At 58.5% G+C, this 18,311-nt stretch carries 18 protein-coding genes; 6 read left to right on the top strand and 12 right to left on the bottom strand.

Going from position 1 to position 18,311, the window contains the following annotated elements; genetic code table 11:
- Positions 1-147: 147 nt before the first annotated feature.
- The 8 genes from ACQ4OE_RS20720 to ACQ4OE_RS20685 form a co-directional block, all read right to left on the bottom strand.
- Positions 148-882, bottom strand: coding sequence for an amino acid ABC transporter ATP-binding protein (locus ACQ4OE_RS20720; protein ID WP_007963947.1), 735 nt, complete (start codon positions 880-882; stop codon positions 148-150).
- Entirely contained in the window at positions 879-1,550 is a 672-nt protein-coding gene (locus tag ACQ4OE_RS20715) for an amino acid ABC transporter permease (RefSeq protein WP_003227756.1), read from the bottom strand. Before ACQ4OE_RS20715 ends, ACQ4OE_RS20720 begins: the two co-directional genes overlap by 4 nt.
- Complete coding sequence (locus ACQ4OE_RS20710; RefSeq protein WP_008079435.1) at positions 1,550-2,296, bottom strand: amino acid ABC transporter permease; 747 nt, start codon at positions 2,294-2,296, stop codon at positions 1,550-1,552. The genes ACQ4OE_RS20715 and ACQ4OE_RS20710 overlap by 1 nt, the downstream gene beginning before the upstream one ends.
- A 193-nt stretch (positions 2,297-2,489) precedes the next feature.
- The gene (locus ACQ4OE_RS20705; protein WP_122589775.1) at positions 2,490-3,416 is read right to left on the bottom strand and encodes a glutamate/aspartate ABC transporter substrate-binding protein; all 927 of its coding nucleotides are present in this window, start codon (positions 3,414-3,416) and stop codon (positions 2,490-2,492) included.
- Positions 3,417-3,970: 554 nt separating this feature from the next.
- Positions 3,971-5,512 carry a glycerol-3-phosphate dehydrogenase gene (glpD, locus tag ACQ4OE_RS20700; protein WP_122589773.1) on the bottom strand — a complete coding sequence of 514 codons (1,542 nt, stop codon included), beginning with the start codon at positions 5,510-5,512 and terminating at the stop codon, positions 3,971-3,973.
- A 282-nt stretch (positions 5,513-5,794) separates the two neighbouring features.
- A complete protein-coding gene (locus ACQ4OE_RS20695; RefSeq protein WP_007916700.1) occupies positions 5,795-6,550 on the bottom strand; it encodes a DeoR/GlpR family transcriptional regulator in 756 nt (251 codons plus the stop codon).
- Between the two features lie 95 nt (positions 6,551-6,645).
- On the bottom strand, positions 6,646-8,148 hold the full coding sequence (gene glpK, locus ACQ4OE_RS20690; RefSeq protein WP_007916698.1) for a glycerol kinase GlpK: 1,503 nt from the start codon (positions 8,146-8,148) through the stop codon (positions 6,646-6,648).
- 77 nt (positions 8,149-8,225) lie between these two features.
- Complete coding sequence (locus ACQ4OE_RS20685) at positions 8,226-9,077, bottom strand: MIP/aquaporin family protein (RefSeq protein WP_430947725.1); 852 nt, start codon at positions 9,075-9,077, stop codon at positions 8,226-8,228.
- Between the two features lie 362 nt (positions 9,078-9,439).
- On the opposite strand from ACQ4OE_RS20685, the gene ybaK reads away from it, so the two are divergent.
- Together ybaK and ACQ4OE_RS20675 are read left to right on the top strand one after the other, a co-directional pair.
- Positions 9,440-9,910 carry a Cys-tRNA(Pro) deacylase gene (gene ybaK / locus ACQ4OE_RS20680; RefSeq protein WP_430947724.1) on the top strand — a complete coding sequence of 157 codons (471 nt, stop codon included), beginning with the start codon at positions 9,440-9,442 and terminating at the stop codon, positions 9,908-9,910.
- 95 nt (positions 9,911-10,005) lie between these two features.
- Positions 10,006-10,788 (top strand): PhzF family phenazine biosynthesis protein, encoded by a 783-nt coding sequence (locus ACQ4OE_RS20675; protein ID WP_430947723.1) that lies wholly within the window; start codon positions 10,006-10,008, stop codon positions 10,786-10,788.
- A gap of 119 nt (positions 10,789-10,907) precedes the next feature.
- Here ACQ4OE_RS20675 and ACQ4OE_RS20670 read toward each other — a convergent pair whose 3' ends face one another.
- Positions 10,908-12,017, bottom strand: coding sequence for an ABC transporter ATP-binding protein (locus ACQ4OE_RS20670; protein ID WP_122589765.1), 1,110 nt, complete (start codon positions 12,015-12,017; stop codon positions 10,908-10,910).
- Positions 12,014-12,934, bottom strand: coding sequence for an ornithine carbamoyltransferase (gene argF, locus ACQ4OE_RS20665; protein WP_430947722.1), 921 nt, complete (start codon positions 12,932-12,934; stop codon positions 12,014-12,016). The genes ACQ4OE_RS20670 and argF overlap by 4 nt, the downstream gene beginning before the upstream one ends.
- A 404-nt stretch (positions 12,935-13,338) precedes the next feature.
- Here argF and ACQ4OE_RS20660 point away from each other — a divergent pair, with 404 nt between their 5' ends.
- The 3 genes from ACQ4OE_RS20660 to grxD all read left to right on the top strand — a co-directional run bounded on the left by ACQ4OE_RS20660 (position 13,339) and on the right by grxD (position 16,308).
- Positions 13,339-13,629 carry a hypothetical protein gene (locus ACQ4OE_RS20660; protein ID WP_122589761.1) on the top strand — a complete coding sequence of 97 codons (291 nt, stop codon included), beginning with the start codon at positions 13,339-13,341 and terminating at the stop codon, positions 13,627-13,629.
- A 134-nt stretch (positions 13,630-13,763) separates the two neighbouring features.
- Complete coding sequence (locus tag ACQ4OE_RS20655) at positions 13,764-15,869, top strand: molybdopterin oxidoreductase family protein (RefSeq protein ID WP_430947721.1); 2,106 nt, start codon at positions 13,764-13,766, stop codon at positions 15,867-15,869.
- Positions 15,870-15,966: 97 nt separating this feature from the next.
- Complete coding sequence (gene grxD / locus ACQ4OE_RS20650; RefSeq protein ID WP_008079424.1) at positions 15,967-16,308, top strand: Grx4 family monothiol glutaredoxin; 342 nt, start codon at positions 15,967-15,969, stop codon at positions 16,306-16,308.
- A gap of 172 nt (positions 16,309-16,480) precedes the next feature.
- Here grxD and bfr read toward each other — a convergent pair whose 3' ends face one another.
- Both bfr and ACQ4OE_RS20640 read right to left on the bottom strand, forming a co-directional pair.
- A complete protein-coding gene (gene bfr, locus ACQ4OE_RS20645; RefSeq protein WP_122589757.1) occupies positions 16,481-16,954 on the bottom strand; it encodes a bacterioferritin in 474 nt (157 codons plus the stop codon).
- Between the two features lie 201 nt (positions 16,955-17,155).
- Positions 17,156-17,374, bottom strand: coding sequence for a bacterioferritin-associated ferredoxin (locus ACQ4OE_RS20640; protein ID WP_003227725.1), 219 nt, complete (start codon positions 17,372-17,374; stop codon positions 17,156-17,158).
- Positions 17,375-17,688: 314 nt separating this feature from the next.
- On the opposite strand from ACQ4OE_RS20640, the gene ACQ4OE_RS20635 reads away from it, so the two are divergent.
- A complete protein-coding gene (locus ACQ4OE_RS20635; RefSeq protein WP_003227723.1) occupies positions 17,689-18,291 on the top strand; it encodes a peroxiredoxin in 603 nt (200 codons plus the stop codon).
- Positions 18,292-18,311: the final 20 nt, after the last annotated feature.

The following is an 18,311-nucleotide window of genomic DNA, read 5'->3' as shown; positions in this document are numbered from 1 at the left end:
TGTTGCGAGAGCAACGCTGGCCCTTGTGGGAGCGAGCCTGCTCGCGAAGCGGACTGACATTCAACATCCAGTCTGAATGTGATGGCCACTTCGCGAGCAGGCTCACTCCCACAGGGAAGGCGTAATGCCCCGGCAGGTGTGTTGTTTTCAGTGCTGCAGGATTTTCTCGAGGAAGTGCTGAGCACGTTCGGAGCGGGCGCTGATGTCGCCGAAGAATTCCTCTTTCGGGCAGTCTTCGATGATCTTGCCGGCGTCCATGAAGATCACCCGGTCCGCCACTTTACGGGCGAAGCCCATTTCGTGGGTCACGCACATCATGGTCATGCCTTCGTGGGCCAGTTGCACCATCACGTCGAGCACTTCGTTCACCATCTCCGGGTCGAGCGCCGAGGTCGGTTCATCGAACAGCATGACGATCGGGTCCATTGCCAGCGCACGGGCGATCGCCACACGCTGTTGCTGACCGCCGGAGAGTTGCCCCGGATGCTTGTGGGCGTGCGCTGACAGGCCAACGCGCTCGAGCAATTGCAGACCTTTCTTGGTCGCCTCTTCTTTGCTGCGGCCCAACACCTTGATCTGCGCGATGGTCAGGTTTTCGGTGATGGTCAGGTGCGGGAACAGTTCGAAGTGCTGGAACACCATGCCCACGCGCGAACGCAGTTTCGGCAGGTTGGTCTTCGAGTCGGCAATCGAGGTGCCGTCGACGACGATGTCGCCTTTCTGGAACGGCTCCAGCGCGTTGACGCATTTGATCAGGGTCGACTTGCCGGAGCCCGACGGGCCGCAGACCACGATCACTTCGCCTTTTTTGACCTCGGTGCTGCAATCAGTCAGCACCTGGAAGTCCCCATACCACTTGTTGATGTTCTTGATAGAGATCATACGGCGAACCTTTTTTGCAGACGCTTGACCAGCAGCGAGGCGGAAAAGCTGATGATGAAGTAGACGACACCGGCGAAGATCAGGAACTCGTTGGAACGGCCAATGATGTCGCCGCTGGAACGGGCGGAGTTGAGGAAGTCCACCAGACCCACGGTGTAAACCAGCGAGGTGTCCTGGAACAGGATGATCGACTGTTGCAGCAGCAACGGCGTCATCTTGCGGAACGCCTGGGGCAGGATGATCAGACGCATGGTCTGGCCATAGGTCATGCCCATCGCCTGCGCCGCGGCCATCTGACCTTTAGGGATCGACTGCACACCGGCCCGGACGATTTCGCAGAAGTACGCGGCTTCGAACATCATGAAGGCCACGACGCAGGAGGTGAACGCGCCAATCGGCGTGTCTTCACCGGTGATCCAGCGCAGCACGAACGGTACCGCCAGATAGAACCAGGTGATCACCAGCAGCAGCGGGATCGAACGGAAGTAGTTCACATAGGCGCCGGCGACGCGCGACAGCAGTTTGCTCGACGACAGGCGCATCAGCGCGAGGATCGTCCCCAGCACGATGCCGCCGACCACGCCCATGACCATCAACTGCAAGGTCATGACCATGCCGTTCCACAGGCCTGGAATAGCGGGGATGATGCCGCTGAAATCGAAGTCCATTATTTACCCCCCACGGAGATCAGGCCGGGCACTGCGACTTTCTTCTCGACCATGCGCATCAGCAACATCAGGCTCATGTTCAGGGTGAAGTAGATCAGCGTGGCCAGGGTGAAGGCTTCAAACAGGTTGGCCGAGAATTCGGCGGTCTGTTTGGTTTGCGCCAGCAATTCCATCAAACCGATCAAGGACGCCACGGAGGAGTTCTTGAAGACGTTGAGGAATTCCGAGGTGAGCGGCGGAATGATGATGCGGTAGGCCTGGGGCAGCAGCACGTTCCAGTAGATCTGCGGCAGCTTGAAACCCATGGCGCGGGCGGCGGCTTCCTGGCCGCGTGGCAGCGCCTGGATGCCGGTACGCACTTGTTCGCAGACGCGGGCGGCGGTGAACAGGCCCAGGCACACGACAACGCTCAGGTAAGCCGAGGTGGTCGGATTGAGGTCCTGTTTGTACCAGTCCTGCAGGTTTTGCGGCAGCAGATCAGGCACCAGGAAGTACCAGATGAACAGCTGAACCAGCAGCGGCACGTTGCGAAACAGTTCCACGTAGCAGGTCGCGATGCCCGATACGATGCGGTTTGGCACCGTGCGCATGACCCCCAGAATGGAGCCCAGCAGCAAGGCGATGATCCATGCCACGATGGCGATGGCAATGGTCCAGCCCAAACCGGTGACGTACCAGTCGAGATAAGTCTCGCTGCCGACGCCGGTGGACTTGAAGAACACGCCCCAGTCCCAGTTGTAATTCATTAGGGTCTCCCCTCGAGATCGATCGATGTACAAGCACCCGCTTGGGGAAAATCCTTTCCCGTCCGACGTTGAACGTCGGGCACACGCGATCGGCTCGAAAACCGCCAGGTCGAGTGTTCCACAGTACAGCCAGCAGGTAGTAACAGACGCCTGAGGGAGGGTCGCCCCCTCAGGAGATAAGGTTAGTCAGGAATCAGATTTTTACGTCAGGCGCCGGCTTGTCGCTCGGGGTGGCGATCAGACCTTTCACCTTATCGCTCATCGGGAAGTTCAGGTTCAGGCCTTTTGGTGGAATCGGGCTCTCGAACCACTTGCTGTAGATCTTGTTGATCTCGCCAGACTTGTACAGGCCAACGATGGCGTCATCGACAGCTTTCTTGAAGGCCGGGTCGTCTTTGCGAACCATGCACGCGTAGGCTTCGAAGGACTGCGGCGTACCGGTGATGATCCAGTCGGCCGGCTTCTTGGCCTTGGCTTCTTCGCCGGCCAGCAGGGCGTCGTCCATCATGAAGGCAACGGCGCGGCCGCTTTCCAGCATGTTGAAGGATTCGCCGTGGTCTTTGGCGGAGATGATGTTCATGCCCATCTGCTTGTCGGCGTTCATCGCTTTGATGATGCGCTCGGACGTGGTGCCAGCGGTGGTCACGACGTTTTTGCCTTTCAGGTCGGCGAAGTCAGCGTAGGACGGCTTGCCATCCTTGTCTTTCTTGACCAGCAGACGGGTGCCGATTTCGAAGATGTTGACGGTGAAGTCGACTTGCTGAGCGCGTTCGGCGTTGTTGGTGGTCGAGCCACACTCGATATCCGCGGTGCCGTTCTGGATCAGCGGGATACGGGTTTGCGAGGTCACCAGGTTGTACTTGACCTGCAGATCGGGCTTGTTCAGGTCTTTTTTCAGGGCTTCAACGATAGCTACCTGAATGTCGTGGGAGTAGCCCACTGGTTTGCCGGAAGCATCTGCAATGTAGGAAAACGGAATGGAGCTGTCGCGGTGAGCGAGCGTGATGGTGCCCGAATCGTTGATTTTCTTCAGGGTGCCGGTGAGTTCGGCGGCGAAAACTGGCGTGCTGATCAGAGCGGCAGCAATGGCTGCGCCCAGGATATGGGGAACGATGCGCATCAAATTTTCCTCGACATTGTTTTTTTTATGGAGCCAGTTTGTCGGCCCTTTTGTGCTTCGAATGCCTGACGGCTCCTGAAGTGTTGGCACAACAGGCATTCGTCGAGAGAGTGTAGAGCATGAGTCGTGCCAGACCAGTCTGGATTGGTTAAGGTGATGATTTATAAGGATATTAAAGTTTTTTGGCGAATTTTTTTTGTGGGGACTGATCCGGTTTACCGAATTGACCGGGGAGTCTCGTTCGGAAAACCGAACGGTCAAGAGCCCCTCACGCTAGCCCTCCCGAAACGTCGGACCGCCCGTAGGGAGAGGGGACTGACCGCAGTGGACGGTCGAGTTACGCCGACGTGAGATACCGAGTCGAACTTAGATTTTTGAAGCCCATGAAGATCGGCTCCCTTCCCCCTCTACCCCTTGGGGGCGGTCCGACGTTTCGGGAGGGCAGGGGTGAGGGGAAAAGATCTAACTGACTCAATCAGATTCAATAAAACACACAAAACAAAAAGCCCCTGAACCTTACGATTCAGGGGCTTTTTGTTTAACCAATGTTCACATCACGCCGCTTCAATCTTGCTACGGTTCTGCTCAACCTTACCCAGATACGCCGCAAGCTTTTCCTGCTCGGCCGGGGTGGTGAACAGTCCCAGCTTGCTCCGGCGCCAGAGGATGTCGTGCGCCGTGGTCGCCCACTCTTCGCTGCACAGGTAATCGACTTCACGGGTGTAGAGCCCGCCGCCAATGTGGTCGCCCATGTCGGCGAGGCTTTCCACGCCTTCGAGCATGCGCCAGGTGCGGCTGCCGTAGGTGGTCGACCAGCGACGGGCGATCTCGGTTGGCACGAAGTCGAATTTATCGCGGATCAGCGCGCTCAACGCCTGCGGCGTGGTCATGTCTTCGCCGCCGGGCAGGGTGGCGGTGGCCGTCCAGCTCGGGCGCATCTGGGTGAAGAACGGCATCAGTTGCGCCATCGCCGACTCGGCGAGCTTGCGGTAGGTGGTCAGCTTGCCGCCGAACACCGACAGCAGTGGTGCTTCTTCGCTGTTGCCGGACAAGGCCAAGGTGTAATCGCGAGTCACCGCCGACGGATTATCGGATTCATCGTTGCACAGCGGGCGCACGCCCGAGTAGCTGTGCTGGATGTCTTCACGGCTGACCTGCTTCTTGAAGTGCGCGTTGACCACCTTCAACAAGTAATCGGTTTCGGCGTCGGTGATCGCCACTTTCGCCGGATCGCCGGTGTATTCACGGTCGGTGGTGCCGATCAGGGTGAAGTGGTTGTTGAGGTACGGAATGGTGAAAACGATGCGCTGATCTTCGTTTTGCAGAATGTGTGCGTTATCGCCTTCGTACAGTTTCGGCACGATGATGTGGCTGCCCTGAATCAGACGGATGCCGTACGGCGATTCCATCTTCAGGTCGTCACGGATGAACTTGGCGACCCACGGGCCGGCGGCGTTCACCAGCGCTTTGGCGGTGATCGAAAACAGGCTGCCGTCGGCGCGTTCCAGGTTGAGGTGCCACAACCCTTTGGCACGACGGGCGCTGACGCAACGGGTCTGGGTGTGCACGTGGGCGCCTTTTTCGCGAGCGGCCATGGCGTTAAGTACCACGAGGCGGGCGTCATCGACCCAGCAATCGGAGTATTCGAAGCCTTTCTTGATTTCGCTTTTCAGCGCGCTGTCGGCACCGAACTTCAGGCTTTTCGAACCCGGCAGCTTTTCGCGCTTGCCGAGATTGTCATAGAGGAACAGGCCGGCGCGGATCATCCACGCCGGACGCAGGTGCGGACGATGCGGCAACACGAAGCGCATCGGTTTGACGATGTGCGGCGCCTTGGCCAGCAGCACTTCGCGCTCGGCCAGCGCTTCACGCACCAAACGGAATTCGTAATGTTCGAGGTAGCGCAGGCCACCGTGGATCAGCTTGCTGCTGGCCGACGAGGTGTGGCTGGCGAGGTCGTCTTTTTCGCAAAGGAACACCGAAAGCCCGCGACCGGCGGCATCCGCTGCGATCCCGACGCCATTGATCCCGCCGCCGATAACGGCGATGTCGTAGATCTCGGAGATTGGGGGCGTACGCAAGGTAGAGGTGGACATCGGCTGGCCTCGAGTTCTTTTGATTTTCTATATTGGAAATCGAACATGAATGTTCATTTGCGAAAATGGTAGCCCATAAACACGCGCGCAGCCAGTCGCATTCGATTGAAAAAACTCATCGAAGGGCGGTTAAAAGAATATTTTCGAACATTTACGGATGGATCGTTCCCATGCGCAGCAAAGGAATGCATTGATAGACGCTTTGCGTCGGCTCTTGAGGTGGGACGCGGAGCGTCCCGGGCGGCATTCCCACGCGGAGCGTGGGAACGAGTAAGAGGGGAGTTAAACGACTTCCAGGCGAATCTTGTGCTGACTCAACAACTGCGCCAGCGCCGGCACCGGTTGCTGATCGGTCACCAGGCAATCAATCAGACTGATCGGCCCCAACCGGATCATCGCGTTGCGCCCGAACTTGCTCGAGTCCGCCGCCAGAATCACCTGCCGCGCATTGGCAATGATCGCCTGGGATACCCGTACTTCCTGATAATCGAAGTCCAGCAAGCTGCCGTCCTCGTCGATACCACTGATGCCGACCAGGGCAAAATCGACCTTGAACTGATTGATGAAATCCACACTCGCCTGACCCACAACACCGCCATCACGACGAACATTGCCGCCAGTCAGCAACACATCGAAATCATCCTTGGCACTGAGCATCGACGCCACGTGCAAGTTGTTGGTGATGATCTTCAGGTGATTGTGATTGAGCAGGGCGCGGGCAATCGATTCGGTCGTCGTACCGATATTGATGAACAGCGAGGCGTGATCGGGAATCTGCGCAGCGATGGCTTCACCGATGCGTTGTTTTTCATCGCGCATTTGATCGGCGCGCATCGCATAGGCAGTGTTTTCGACGCTGGAGTCGTAGGCCGCGCCGCCATGGTAGCGACGCAATAGATTGGCTTCCGCGAGCTGATTGATGTCGCGGCGGATGGTTTGCGGGGTTACAACGAACAGCGTGGCCATTTCCTCGATGCTCACATAGCCGCGTTCGCGGACCAGCTCGAGGATTTGCTGCTGACGGGGAGGCAGATTCATGGGGCTTCCTTTGGGCTGCCGTGCAAAATTTGCCCATGATGCCGCAGGAATCCGCTCCCTACCAGTTAGTTGCCTATCAGTCTCTGAAGGTTGGCTTATTCAGCGTCTTCACGCGCCCAGTCACGGGTGCGGCTGACGGCTTTTTTCCAGCCTTTGTACAGCTTCTCTTTCTCTACTTCGTCCAGGCTCGGTTCGAACTCGCGCTCGATCACCGCTTTGCCGCGTAGTTCTTCCAGGCTACCCCAGAAGCCGCACGCCAGACCGGCTAGGTACGCCGCGCCGAGTGCCGTGGTTTCGCGCATTTGCGGGCGTTCAACCTGCGTGCCGAGGATGTCGGCCTGGAATTGCATGAGGAAGTTGTTCGCCACCGCACCGCCGTCCACGCGCAAGGCTTTCAGGCGTTCGCCGGAGTCCTGTTGCATGGCGTCGAGCACGTCGCGGGTCTGGTAGGCGATCGATTCCAGCGCAGCGCGGATGATGTGATCCACGCGCACACCGCGAGTCAGACCGAACAGCGCGCCACGGGCATACGGGTCCCAGTAAGGAGCGCCGAGACCAGTAAATGCTGGCACCAGATAAACGCCGTTGCTGTCCTTCACTTTATTGGCGAAGTATTCGGTGTCATGGGCGTCGTTGATGATCTTCAATTCATCACGCAGCCATTGCACGGTCGAACCGCCGTTGAATACCGCGCCTTCCAGCGCGTAAGCGACTTCGCCACGCGGGCCGCAAGCGATGGTGGTGAGCATGCCGTGCTGGGATTTCACCGCTTTGTCGCCGGTGTTCATCAGCAGGAAGCAGCCGGTGCCGTAAGTGTTTTTTGCCTGACCCGGCTCGACGCACATCTGACCGAACAGCGCCGCTTGCTGGTCGCCGGCAATACCGCCGATGGCGATGCCGCTCTTGGTGCGGCCGTAGATTTCCGAAGAAGCCTTCACTTCCGGGAGCATCTCGCGCGGGATGTCGAGGATCTCGAGCATCTTCGAATCCCACTCCAGCGAGTGGATGTTAAAGAGCATGGTGCGCGAGGCGTTGGTGTAGTCAGTGACGTGTACCTTGCCGCCGGTGAATTTCCAGATCAGCCAGCTATCAACGGTGCCGAACAGCAGTTCGCCGTTGCGCGCACGCTCGCGGCTGCCTTCGACGTTGTCGAGGATCCACTTCAGCTTGGTGCCGGAGAAGTACGGGTCGGTGACCAGACCGGTGTTATCGCGGATGTACTCTTCGTGGCCGTCACGCTTGAGTTGCTGGCAGATCTCGGTGCTGCGGCGGCACTGCCAGACGATCGCGTTGTACACCGGGCGGCCAGTGGTCTTGTCCCAGACCACCGTGGTTTCACGCTGGTTGGTAATGCCAATGGCGGCAACCTGGTCGTGATGCAGACCGGCCTGGGCGAGCGCTTCAACCATCACCGCGCTCTGGGTGGCGAAAATTTCCATCGGATCGTGTTCGACCCAACCGGCCTGCGGGTAATGCTGAGCGAACTCGCGCTGCGCGGTGCAGACCACGTTCGCATCGCGGTCGAAAATGATCGCGCGGGAGCTGGTCGTACCCTGATCGAGGGCAATGATGTAGTTCTTATTCTGAATGTCGGTCATGTCGATTGCCTTGGACGAAATAAGGGAGAGTGGGCCGTGGCGCAGGCTCGATTGGGCAGGAGCCTGCGCCGACTGTTTCAAGAAGTTCTTGGTTTGCCGTCAATGGCCGGTTCTGCATCCTTTGTAGCAGGTGTGGCGCCGGTCAGGTGACGGGCGATGAGCCCGCGATACCCGGCAGCGCCGAGGCAGGCACCGACAATCGGTGCAAAAATCGGAATCAGGAAGTACGGAATATCACGGCCGCCAGTGAAGGAAATTTCACCCCAACCGGTGAAGAAAGTCATCAGTTTCGGACCGAAGTCACGCGCCGGGTTCATCGCGAAACCGGTCAGCGGGCCCATCGAACTGCCGATCACCGCGATCAGCAAACCGATCAGCAGTGGCGCCAGCGGGCCTCTTGGCAACCCGTTGTTGTCGTCGGTCAGCGCCATGATCGTGCCCATCAGGATCGCGGTGATGATCATCTCGACCAGGAACGCCTGCGCGGTCGACAGCACCGGATTCGGGAAGGTCGAGAACACCGAGGCCAACTCAAGACTGGCGACAGAGCCGCGAACCATTTGGTGGGTTTGTTCGTAATCGAAGAACAGATTGCTATACAGCGTGTAAACCAACAGCGCGCCGCAGAAGGCGCCGGCGATCTGGGAAAGAATGTAGAACGGCAGTTTGCGCTTTTCGAAGTCGGCGAAGATCGCCAGCGCAATACTTACGGCCGGGTTCAGGTGCGCGCCGGAAACGCCTGCGGTGAGGTAGATCGCCATGCTCACGCCGACGCCCCAGATGATGCTGATTTCCCACAGGCCGAAGCTGGCGCCCGCGACTTTGAGCGCGGCGACACAGCCGGTGCCGAAAAAGATCAGGAGTGCAGTGCCCAGAAACTCGGCCATGCATTGGCTCGAGAGCGTTGGTTGCTGTAAAGCAGTCGTCATTGAAAACCTCGGTTTTTGTTGTTGTCTGGCGCATTGCCGTCAGGGCAGAGCGCGATTTTCACCGGGTTGGAATCCCCATTCGGTTCCCGGTTTACTGCTGGATGCTGCAATGATGATAATTCTTACATTATTCAGATTCGAAAAAATATAGACAAGAAACAAACCTGTCAAAGGTCGAAAGTGAACCATCGGTCACAATAAAACTATTCGCCGTGTGAATGATCCTTTGCCATTGCCGCTGGCTTAGTTACTTGAAACCCCTGCAAGCCCCGGCAAACGTGGCCTGGGATAGAGCCTTTTGCGACGCGATCGCCTAGAATCCGCCGCAGGATTTTTCTCTCGCTGCCGAATCTGGAGCTGCCATGACCCCTGCGTTGGACTTGTTGAAAAAAGTTCGTGCCGAACATCGCGTGCACAGTTACGAACATGACCCCAAAGCCGCGTCGTATGGGTTGGAGGCTGCTGAGAAACTCGCGCTGGAACCGGCGCAGGTGTTTAAAACCTTGCTGGCGGCGAGTGAAAAAGGCGAGCTACTGGTGGCGGTGGTGCCGGTCGTCGGAAGCCTTGACCTCAAAGGTCTGGCCCACGCTGCTGGAGTGAAAAAGGTCGAGATGGCTGATCCGGCAGCGGCCCAGCGCTCCACGGGTTATCTGCTGGGTGGCATCAGTCCGCTCGGGCAAAAGAAGCGCCTGCGCACCTTTATCGACAACTCGGCTCGGGGGTTTGCGACTATTTATGTCAGTGCCGGTCGGCGCGGTCTGGAAGTCGAATTGGCCCCCGCCGTTCTCGCCGAACACACCCAGGCCAAATTCGCCGATATCGGTCGCGCCTGAGCGTTATCGCTGTATGAAGAAAATTGGCCGGTTCTGTCACTGGCGCTGAGCCGGCGCGCGCCGCATGCTCTGTCGACTGACTTAGGGAGAAGGTTATGCATCTCGAGTTTCATCAGGTCGACGCATTCAGTGATCGGCCGTTCAGTGGCAACCCGGCGATGATTTATCGGCTGGATGCGTGGCTCGCGGATGAGCTGATGCAGAAGATCGCCGCTGAACACAATCTGGCAGAAACGGCATTTCTGGTGCGCGAAGGATCGGCCTGGCATATCCGCTGGTTCACCCCGACCACGGAAGTGCCATTGTGCGGGCACGCGACGCTGGCTAGCGCGCATGTGCTGTTCGATATTTACAAAGAAACTGCCGAGCGTATCGACTTCACCAGCAAGTCCGGGCCTTTGAGTGTCAGCCGTGAAGATGGCCGCTTGTGGCTGGATTTCCCTTCGATCGTGCCGTCAGAGATTGGCGTGACCCTCGATGTAGAGCGCGCGCTGGGTGTTGAAGCCGTTGATGTGCTTGGCTCCAACGAACTGTTCGTGGTGCTGGAATCGGAGCAGGCCGTGCTCGATTGCAAACCGGACATGGTCGCGTTGGCCAAGCTGCCGTGGCTGGGCGCAATCATCACGGCGCGCGGTAATCAGCACGATTTTGTCTCGCGCTATTTCGCCCCGGCGATCGGCATCAATGAAGATCCGGTGACCGGTTCAACGCACTGCAGCCTGATTCCGTATTGGTCGAAACGTCTGGGCAAAACGAGCCTCACCGCATGCCAGCGTTCGGCACGGGGCGGGGAGTTGGTTTGCCGGTTGGACGGTGAGCGGGTGAAGATTGGCGGCTACGCGACGTTGGTTGCGAGCGGTACATTGTTGTTGGGCTAGCCCAAAAACACCTGTGGGAGCGAGCCTGCTCGCGAATAGGGTCGGTCAGTCAAATCATCTGTGACTGATAGATTGTATTCGCGAGCAGGCTCGCTCCCACCGTTTTGATCCAGGGCGGATCAGAGGGCGGTGCTGTAGCGGCGCACGCCGTTTTCCACTGCCGGGATTTGTGCGGCGGTGCTGCCGGATGCCTGGAACAAGACCAGATGCTCAGCGGCAACACGAATCCCTACCTCCGCCCCCACCTGATGATCGGCGTGGCTCGGGAAAATCGATTCCAGCTGCGCGCCCGTTGGCAATTGCAGGCGATACAGGGTCGACGCGCCAAGGAACGTTTTGCCGACGATTCGCGCTTTCAACGCACTGTCCGGCGCATAAACAATGTCATCCGGACGCAGCAACACATCCACCGCCCCGCCAATCGGCCAGGTATAAGCCCGATTACCGCGCAACTCACCCAGTTCGGTCTGCACCGATTCCGGGCTGCCGAGCTGGCCGCGAATGAAGTAACCCTGACCGATGAAACTGGCGACGAATGGCGTCGCCGGTTCGTGGTACAGGTTGTACGGCGTGTCCCATTGCTCCAGTCGACCTTCCTTGAACACGCCAACGTGATCGCTGACGGCGAAGGCTTCTTCCTGATCGTGGGTCACCAGAATCGCACTGGTGCCACGGGCCTTGAGAATGTCGCGGACTTCATGGCTGAGTTTGCGGCGCAGTTCGCCATCGAGGTTGGAGAACGGCTCGTCGAGCAGCAGCAATTGCGGCTCCGGCGCCAACGCACGGGCGAGGGCGACGCGCTGTTGCTGGCCACCGGACAACTCATGCGGGAAGCGTTTGCCGAGGTTTTTCAGGTTGACCAGTTCGAGCAGTTCTTCGGTCACGCGCTCTTTGTTCGGGTGCTTGCGAATGCCGAAGGCGATGTTGTCCGCGACGCTCAGGTGCGGGAACAGCGCGTAGTCCTGGAACACCATGCCGATCCGGCGTTTCTCCGGCGCCAGTGTGAAACCGGCGCTGGAAATGGTCTCGCCACCGAGGGTGATTTCACCTTCGTGCACCGGCTCGAAACCGGCAATCGCGCGCAGGGTGGTGGTCTTGCCGCAGCCGGAGGAGCCGAGCAGGCAGCCGATGTCGCCGGCGTTGAGGTGCAGATTGAGGTTCTGCACCACTCGTTGATCTTGGTAGCCGCAAGCGAGGTTGCGCAGGTTCAGCAGTAATTCATGGCTCATGCGTGGTGATATGCCGGTTCAACGAGGAACTCGAGCAGGGCCTTCTGTGCGTGGAGACGGTTTTCTGCTTGATCCCAAGCGACGGAGCGCGGGTCATCAAGCAGGTCGAGGCTGATTTCCTCGCCACGGTGCGCAGGCAAGCAGTGCATGAACAGCACGTCCTCGGCAGCGAGGTCGAGCAGGGCACGGTTAACCTGAAACGGGGCGAACAGCTTTAGGCGCTTGGCAGTTTCCTCTTCCTGACCCATCGAAGTCCAGACATCGGTGCTCACCAGGTGCGCGCCGCGCACGGCGTCGGCCGGATCACGGACGATGGTCACACGATCGCCAGCCTTGGCCAAGAACTCAGGATTAGGCTCGAAGCCTTCCGGGCACGCGACGCGCAACTGGAAGTCGAACTGGATCGCCGCTTCTATATAGCTGTTGCACATGTTGTTGCCGTCGCCGATCCAGGCCACGGTTTTGCCCTGAATCGAACCGCGATGCTCAAGGAACGTCTGCATGTCGGCCAGTAGCTGGCACGGGTGCAGGTCATCGGACAGGCCGTTGATCACCGGCACGCGCGAGTTGGCGGCGAATTCGGTCAGGGTGCTGTGGGCAAAGGTACGGATCATCACCGCATCGAGCATGCTCGACATGACGATGGCGCAGTCGCCGATCGGCTCGCCACGGCCCAGTTGGGTGTCGCGCGGCGAGAGGAAGATCGCCTGGCCGCCGAGCTGGATCATGCCGGCCTCGAAGGAGATCCGGGTACGGGTCGAGGACTTCTCGAAGATCATGCCCAGCACGCGGTTTTTCAGAGGCTCGAACAGTACGCCGCGGTTACGCAGGTCCTTGAGCTCAACGCCTCGACGGATCACGCTGACCAGCTCTTCGGGCGTGCAATCCATCAGGGAGAGAAAGTGCCTTGCGCTCATCATTGACTACCTTTTTGCTACAAACCGCAGATGCTCAAAGCCTTGTTTAACGGAACAACGGGCGAGACCTGCGGCGTAAGCCGCACGGGGCGACGAAATAGGGGGAGGCGCGATATTGACACTAAATGTCGCGTTTTTCCAATAGGCTACGGTTCTTGCGGGAATCGAAGGGCGCACTGGATGTTGCAGTGGCGCATTTGAAGCCGGGTTCAAGACAGCAGCGAGCCTCTTTGTACACTGGCCTCGCAGGGGTTGGCAATGCGGCGTGGCGGGGATCGGGTCGCTTGAGTCGGTTTACGACCGTGGCGCCATGCCACCATTTGGTCGGATGCTCAGCCTGAAACATTTGCTAAAGCAAAGTGCTGGGTTATAAATACCTTTCGAGCGACGCAGGAAGCCTCCGCATGGAATCGAAAGAAAAACTGTTAATGGAATTGTTGGGCCACACGGCTCGCTCCCTGACCCATCTCACTGCCTCGGTGACGTCAATGTCCTTCGAACTGCTGCGCAGCGAAGATGACGTGGTCAAATCTGCCGGCCGCCACATGATCGATCGCATGGCCACTATCAGCGCTGGGCTCGATGAGCATTGGCGGTTGATCGGCGAACTCACCGGCGTGCACGTCGCCCATGAGCAGATCGAAACCATCCAGGAGATTCAGCTGGCAGCGCCGCCGCAATTGCCCTCCAATTGAATCCGCCGGTTTATCCGCGCACCTGATAGGCGTCGATTCACAAGACGAACATCGCTGGCGCCAGATCGGCGCCGGGGCCATAGTTTTGTTCCCGCGGGCGTCATTGCCCGCCCAGAACAAGACAGAGACTGGCCATGACCAAGACTCTCCACCACCGTGCCTGCCACCTGTGTGAAGCCATTTGCGGCCTGACCATCGAGACCACGGAAACCGATGGCAACGTCGCGATCACCTCGATCAAGGGCGATGCGCTGGACACCTTCAGCCGTGGTCATATCTGCCCCAAAGCCGTAGCGCTGCAAGATATCCAGAACGATCCCGATCGCCTGCGCCAGCCGATGCGCCGGATCGGCAGCGAATGGCTGCCGATTGAGTGGGACGAGGCGTTTGCACTGGTGGCCGAGAAACTGGCGGCGATTCAGGAGCGTCATGGGCAGAATGCGGTGGCGGTTTATCAAGGCAACCCGAGCGTGCACAACTACGGGCTGATGACCCACAGCAACTATTTCCTCGGCTTGTTGAAGACGCGCAATCGCTACTCGGCGACGTCGGTCGATCAGTTGCCGCATCACCTGAGCAGCTATCTGATGTACGGCCACGGCCTGTTGCTGCCGATTCCCGATATCGATCACACCGATTTCATGCTGATCCTCGGCGGCAACCCGCTGGCGTCCAACGGCAGCATCATGACCGTGCCCGATGTTGAGAAACGCTTGAAAGCGATCCAGGCGCGGGGCGGCAAAGTCGTGGTGGTCGATCCACGGCGCAGCGAAACAGCGGCGATCGCCGATCAACATTTGTTCGTGCGCCCTGGCGGCGATGCGGCGTTGTTGTTTGGCGTGCTCAACACGCTGTTTAGCGAAGGGCTGACGCGCGACAGCCACTTGCCGATCGATGGGCTGGACGAAGTGCGCGCCGCCGTCGCCGCATTTACCGCTGAAACCATGAGCCCGCTGTGCGCCGTGCCGGCCGACCAGATCCGCCAACTGGCGCGTGACTTTGCGGCGGCGCCGAGTGCGGTTTGCTACGGGCGCATGGGCGTATCCACTCAGGCCTTTGGCACGTTGTGCCATTGGGTGGTGCAGTTGATCAATCTGGTCACCGGCAACCTCGACCGCGTGGGTGGCGCGCTGTGCACCGAACCCGCTGTCGATCTGGTGGCGTCGACCTCGGGCGGGCATTTCAACAAATGGCAAAGTCGGGTTTCCGGGCGGCCCGAGTACGGTGGCGAGTTGCCGGTCTCGGCGCTCGCGGAAGAGATGCTCACCGACGGCGAAGGCCAGATCCGTGCGCTGATCACCGTGGCGGGCAATCCGGTATTGTCGACACCGAACGGGCGGCAACTGGAACAGGCGCTGGACGGCTTGGAGTTCATGGTCAGCATCGACCTGTACATCAACGAAACCACGCGTTATGCCGACCTGATTCTGCCGTCGACCTCGGCGCTGGAGAACGATCACTACGACACCACGTTCAACCTGTTTGCGGTGCGCAACGTGACTCGCTTCAACCGCGCGATCCTCGCCAAGCCAGAGGGCGCGCTGCATGACTGGGAGATCTTCGTCGGCTTGGCCAAGGCCTTTGCTGAGAAGACCGGTAAAGAACTCAAGCCAACCATGCCGCCGGCGAAGATGATCGACATGGGCCTGCGCATGGGCCTTTACGGTGACGCCGCCGAGCAGAAGCTCTCGTTGGCGACACTGTTCGATCATCCCCATGGAATTGATCTGGGCGCGTTGAAAGCCAATCTGGCGTCGCGCCTGAAAACGCCGAATCAGCGAGTGCAGGCTGCTCCGCCAGAGATTCTCGCTGACCTCACACGCTTCGCTGCATTGCAAGCACCAGCCGCCGATGAACTGTTGATGATTGGCCGCCGTCACGTGCGCAGCAACAATTCGTGGATGCACAACTATCACCGTCTGGTGAAGGGCAAGCCGCGCCATCAGTTGCTGATGCACCCGGACGACCTCGCCAGCCGTGGGCTCAACGATGGTCAGCGGGTTCGCGTCAGTTCGCGGGTCGGGCAGATTGAAGTGGAGGTGCTCGGCAGCCTCGACATGATGAAAGGCGTGGTCAGCCTGCCGCACGGCTGGGGTCATGCGCGGCCAGGTGTGCAGATGGCGATTGCCAGCGGTCAGCCGGGGTCGAGTGCCAATGACCTGACCGACGAATGCCAGCTCGACGAGTTGTCCGGCAACGCGGCGCTCAATGGTGTGCCGGTCACGGTGGCGGCGGCCTGAACGTGACTGTCGGGGAGACCGAGCATGGCGCTCGGGATTCCGTTACAATGCGTCACCGTGCCGACCCATGAGTCGGAAAGTTCAGCCGAGGTGCTCCATGGATATCATCGAAACGATTAAAGAGCAGATTGCCAACAACACCATTCTGCTTTACATGAAAGGCTCGCCGAATGCCCCGCAGTGTGGCTTCTCCGCGAAAGCTGCACAGGCTGTGATGGCGTGTGGCGAAAAGTTTGCGTACGTGGACATCCTGCAGAACCCGGAAATCCGCGCCAACCTGCCTAAGTACGCCAACTGGCCGACTTTCCCGCAACTGTGGGTCGGCGGTGAGCTGGTCGGCGGTAGCGACATCATGACCGAGATGGCTGCAGACGGTTCGCTGCAAAGCACCATCAAGTCGGCTGTTGAAGCGGCTGCGGCGAACAAGTCCGAAGCTTGATGCCTTTGTTGTAGGGGCAAAGCTTGCTCGCGAAAACCGATGACGCGGTGTTTCTGTAAAATCGCGGCGTCTGCATCGCTGGCAAGCCAGGCTCCCACAAAGGGCAATAAAAAGCCCCGCGCCTCGAAAGAGGGCGGGGCTTTTTAGTGTCTCGAGTTTAGCGGGCGCTAACTTACTCTTCGCCCATCTGCGATTGCAGATAGTTCTCAAGACCAATCTTATCGATCAGACCGAGTTGGGTTTCCAGCCAGTCAATGTGTTCTTCTTCGGATTCGAGAATGTCTTCGAGCAGTTCACGGCTGCCGAAGTCGCCAACGGTTTCGCAATGCGCGATCGCCGTCTTCAGGTCAGCGTGGCCGGTCTTCTCGATACGCAGGTCGCACTCCAGCATTTCCCGGGTGTGTTCGCCGATGTGCAGCTTGCCGAGGTCCTGCACGTTCGGCAGGCCTTCGAGGAACAGGATGCGCTTGATCAGCTTGTCCGCGTGCTTCATCTCGTCGATGGATTCTTTGTATTCGTGCTTGCCGAGCTTGTTCAGACCCCAATCTTCGTACATGCGCGCATGCAGGAAGTACTGATTGATCGCGACCAGCTCATTGGCAAGGATCTTGTTGAGATGCTGGATGACTGTAATGTCGCCTTTCATGATCGGAGTCCTGCCCTGTATGCGCTGTATATACGGCAGAGTTTGAGCTTCGTACTTGTAAGTGTCAAACCTAAGTTATTGAATAATATATGAAAATTAATCGGAATAAGAATGTTTGTGTTCCGCGTCTTGAGCCTAAGCAATTGATTTACAGGCATAAAAAAACCGGACATAAGTCCGGTTCTTCGAAATGGGGTGTTATTACGCAGCAGTAAATTCTACCGGATAGGGGATCGCGGCCTGAGCGGTTTGCAGTTTGGTCAGGGTTTCGCGGACCACTTCCTTGGCAAGACAGGCACATTTGCCGCATTGGCTGGCGACGCCGGTGGCCTGGCGGACTTCTTTATAGCTGCAGCAACCTTCATAGATCGCTTCGCGGATCTGTCCGTCGGTGACGCCAGTGCAGAGACAAACATACATAAGTGAGAACCGTCGCTGGTTGTGACTCAATTGCGATGGATCTTAATGTTAACGAGAATGATTGTCAAAGTGCTTTCGGAAGGCTTCAGCTGATTAACAGCCATGACTGACGAACGGTATTTGCTGGCGATTTGCCTGGCCCCGTAAATGCAGCGCCGTTCTGCGCCTGCTTTAAAAAACCGTTAAGGACAGGCCAAATTCGCAGTGTATGATGGTCGGCCCTTGCGAAGGGGGTTCGTGTCACAGGGCTGTCGCCTGAGGGTGGCAGGCTGGCGCGGACCCTGAACTTCAAGTTTTTACACCAGGAGATATCAATGAGCGTACTCGTAGGCAAACAAGCCCCTGACTTCACCGTCCCGGCCGTACTCGGCAATGGCGAGATCGTTGACAGCTTCACCCTGTCCTCGGCCATCAAAGGCAAATACGGCCTGGTGTTCTTCTACCCACTGGACTTCACCTTCGTCTGCCCGTCCGAGCTGATCGCTCTGGACAACCGCATGGCTGACTTCAAGGCACGCAACGTTGAAGTGATCGCTGTGTCGATCGACTCGCACTTCACTCACAACGCATGGCGCAACACCCCGGTGAACAATGGCGGCATCGGTCAGGTGAAATACACCATGGCTGCCGACATGAAGCACGACATCGCCAAGGCTTACGACGTTGAATCCGAAGGCGGCGTGGCTTTCCGTGGCGCGTTCCTGATCGACGACAAAGGCGTTGTCCGCTCGCAGATCATCAACGACCTGCCGCTGGGCCGTAATATGGAAGAGCTGATCCGTCTGGTCGACGCTCTGCAATTCCACGAAGAGCACGGCGAAGTCTGCCCTGCCAACTGGAAGAAAGGCGACAAAGGCATGAACGCTTCGCCAGAAGGCGTTGCGGCTTACCTGACCGAGAACGCTGCTGCCCTGTAAGGCGCAACGTCGAGGTACAA

Origin of the sequence: Pseudomonas sp. WC2 (assembly GCF_050586545.1) — a bacterium.
In the GTDB taxonomy this organism is placed as follows: domain Bacteria; phylum Pseudomonadota; class Gammaproteobacteria; order Pseudomonadales; family Pseudomonadaceae; genus Aquipseudomonas.
Note: the sequence above shows the minus strand (reverse complement) of the source record. Positions and strands in the feature narration are given on the sequence as shown.

Bases quoted from the DNA above. Each gene is read 5' to 3' on its own strand.
- ACQ4OE_RS20675 (WP_430947723.1), top strand. From the start codon at position 10,006: ATGCATCTCGAGTTTCATCAGGTCGACGCATTCAGTGATCGGCCGTTC.
- glpK (WP_007916698.1), bottom strand. From the start codon at position 8,148: ATGACCGACATTCAGAATAAGAACTACATCATTGCCCTCGATCAGGGT.
- ACQ4OE_RS20660 (WP_122589761.1), top strand. From the start codon at position 13,339: ATGGAATCGAAAGAAAAACTGTTAATGGAATTGTTGGGCCACACGGCT.
- ACQ4OE_RS20705 (WP_122589775.1), bottom strand. From the start codon at position 3,416: ATGCGCATCGTTCCCCATATCCTGGGCGCAGCCATTGCTGCCGCTCTG.
- ACQ4OE_RS20720 (WP_007963947.1), bottom strand. From the start codon at position 882: ATGATCTCTATCAAGAACATCAACAAGTGGTATGGGGACTTCCAGGTG.
- argF (WP_430947722.1), bottom strand. From the start codon at position 12,934: ATGAGCGCAAGGCACTTTCTCTCCCTGATGGATTGCACGCCCGAAGAG.
- ACQ4OE_RS20635 (WP_003227723.1), top strand. From the start codon at position 17,689: ATGAGCGTACTCGTAGGCAAACAAGCCCCTGACTTCACCGTCCCGGCC.
- ACQ4OE_RS20695 (WP_007916700.1), bottom strand. From the start codon at position 6,550: ATGAATCTGCCTCCCCGTCAGCAGCAAATCCTCGAGCTGGTCCGCGAA.
- ACQ4OE_RS20710 (WP_008079435.1), bottom strand. From the start codon at position 2,296: ATGAATTACAACTGGGACTGGGGCGTGTTCTTCAAGTCCACCGGCGTC.
- ACQ4OE_RS20655 (WP_430947721.1), top strand. From the start codon at position 13,764: ATGACCAAGACTCTCCACCACCGTGCCTGCCACCTGTGTGAAGCCATT.
- glpD (WP_122589773.1), bottom strand. From the start codon at position 5,512: ATGTCCACCTCTACCTTGCGTACGCCCCCAATCTCCGAGATCTACGAC.
- grxD (WP_008079424.1), top strand. From the start codon at position 15,967: ATGGATATCATCGAAACGATTAAAGAGCAGATTGCCAACAACACCATT.
- ACQ4OE_RS20685 (WP_430947725.1), bottom strand. From the start codon at position 9,077: ATGACGACTGCTTTACAGCAACCAACGCTCTCGAGCCAATGCATGGCC.
- bfr (WP_122589757.1), bottom strand. From the start codon at position 16,954: ATGAAAGGCGACATTACAGTCATCCAGCATCTCAACAAGATCCTTGCC.
- ACQ4OE_RS20670 (WP_122589765.1), bottom strand. From the start codon at position 12,017: ATGAGCCATGAATTACTGCTGAACCTGCGCAACCTCGCTTGCGGCTAC.
- ACQ4OE_RS20640 (WP_003227725.1), bottom strand. From the start codon at position 17,374: ATGTATGTTTGTCTCTGCACTGGCGTCACCGACGGACAGATCCGCGAA.
- ybaK (WP_430947724.1), top strand. From the start codon at position 9,440: ATGACCCCTGCGTTGGACTTGTTGAAAAAAGTTCGTGCCGAACATCGC.
- ACQ4OE_RS20715 (WP_003227756.1), bottom strand. From the start codon at position 1,550: ATGGACTTCGATTTCAGCGGCATCATCCCCGCTATTCCAGGCCTGTGG.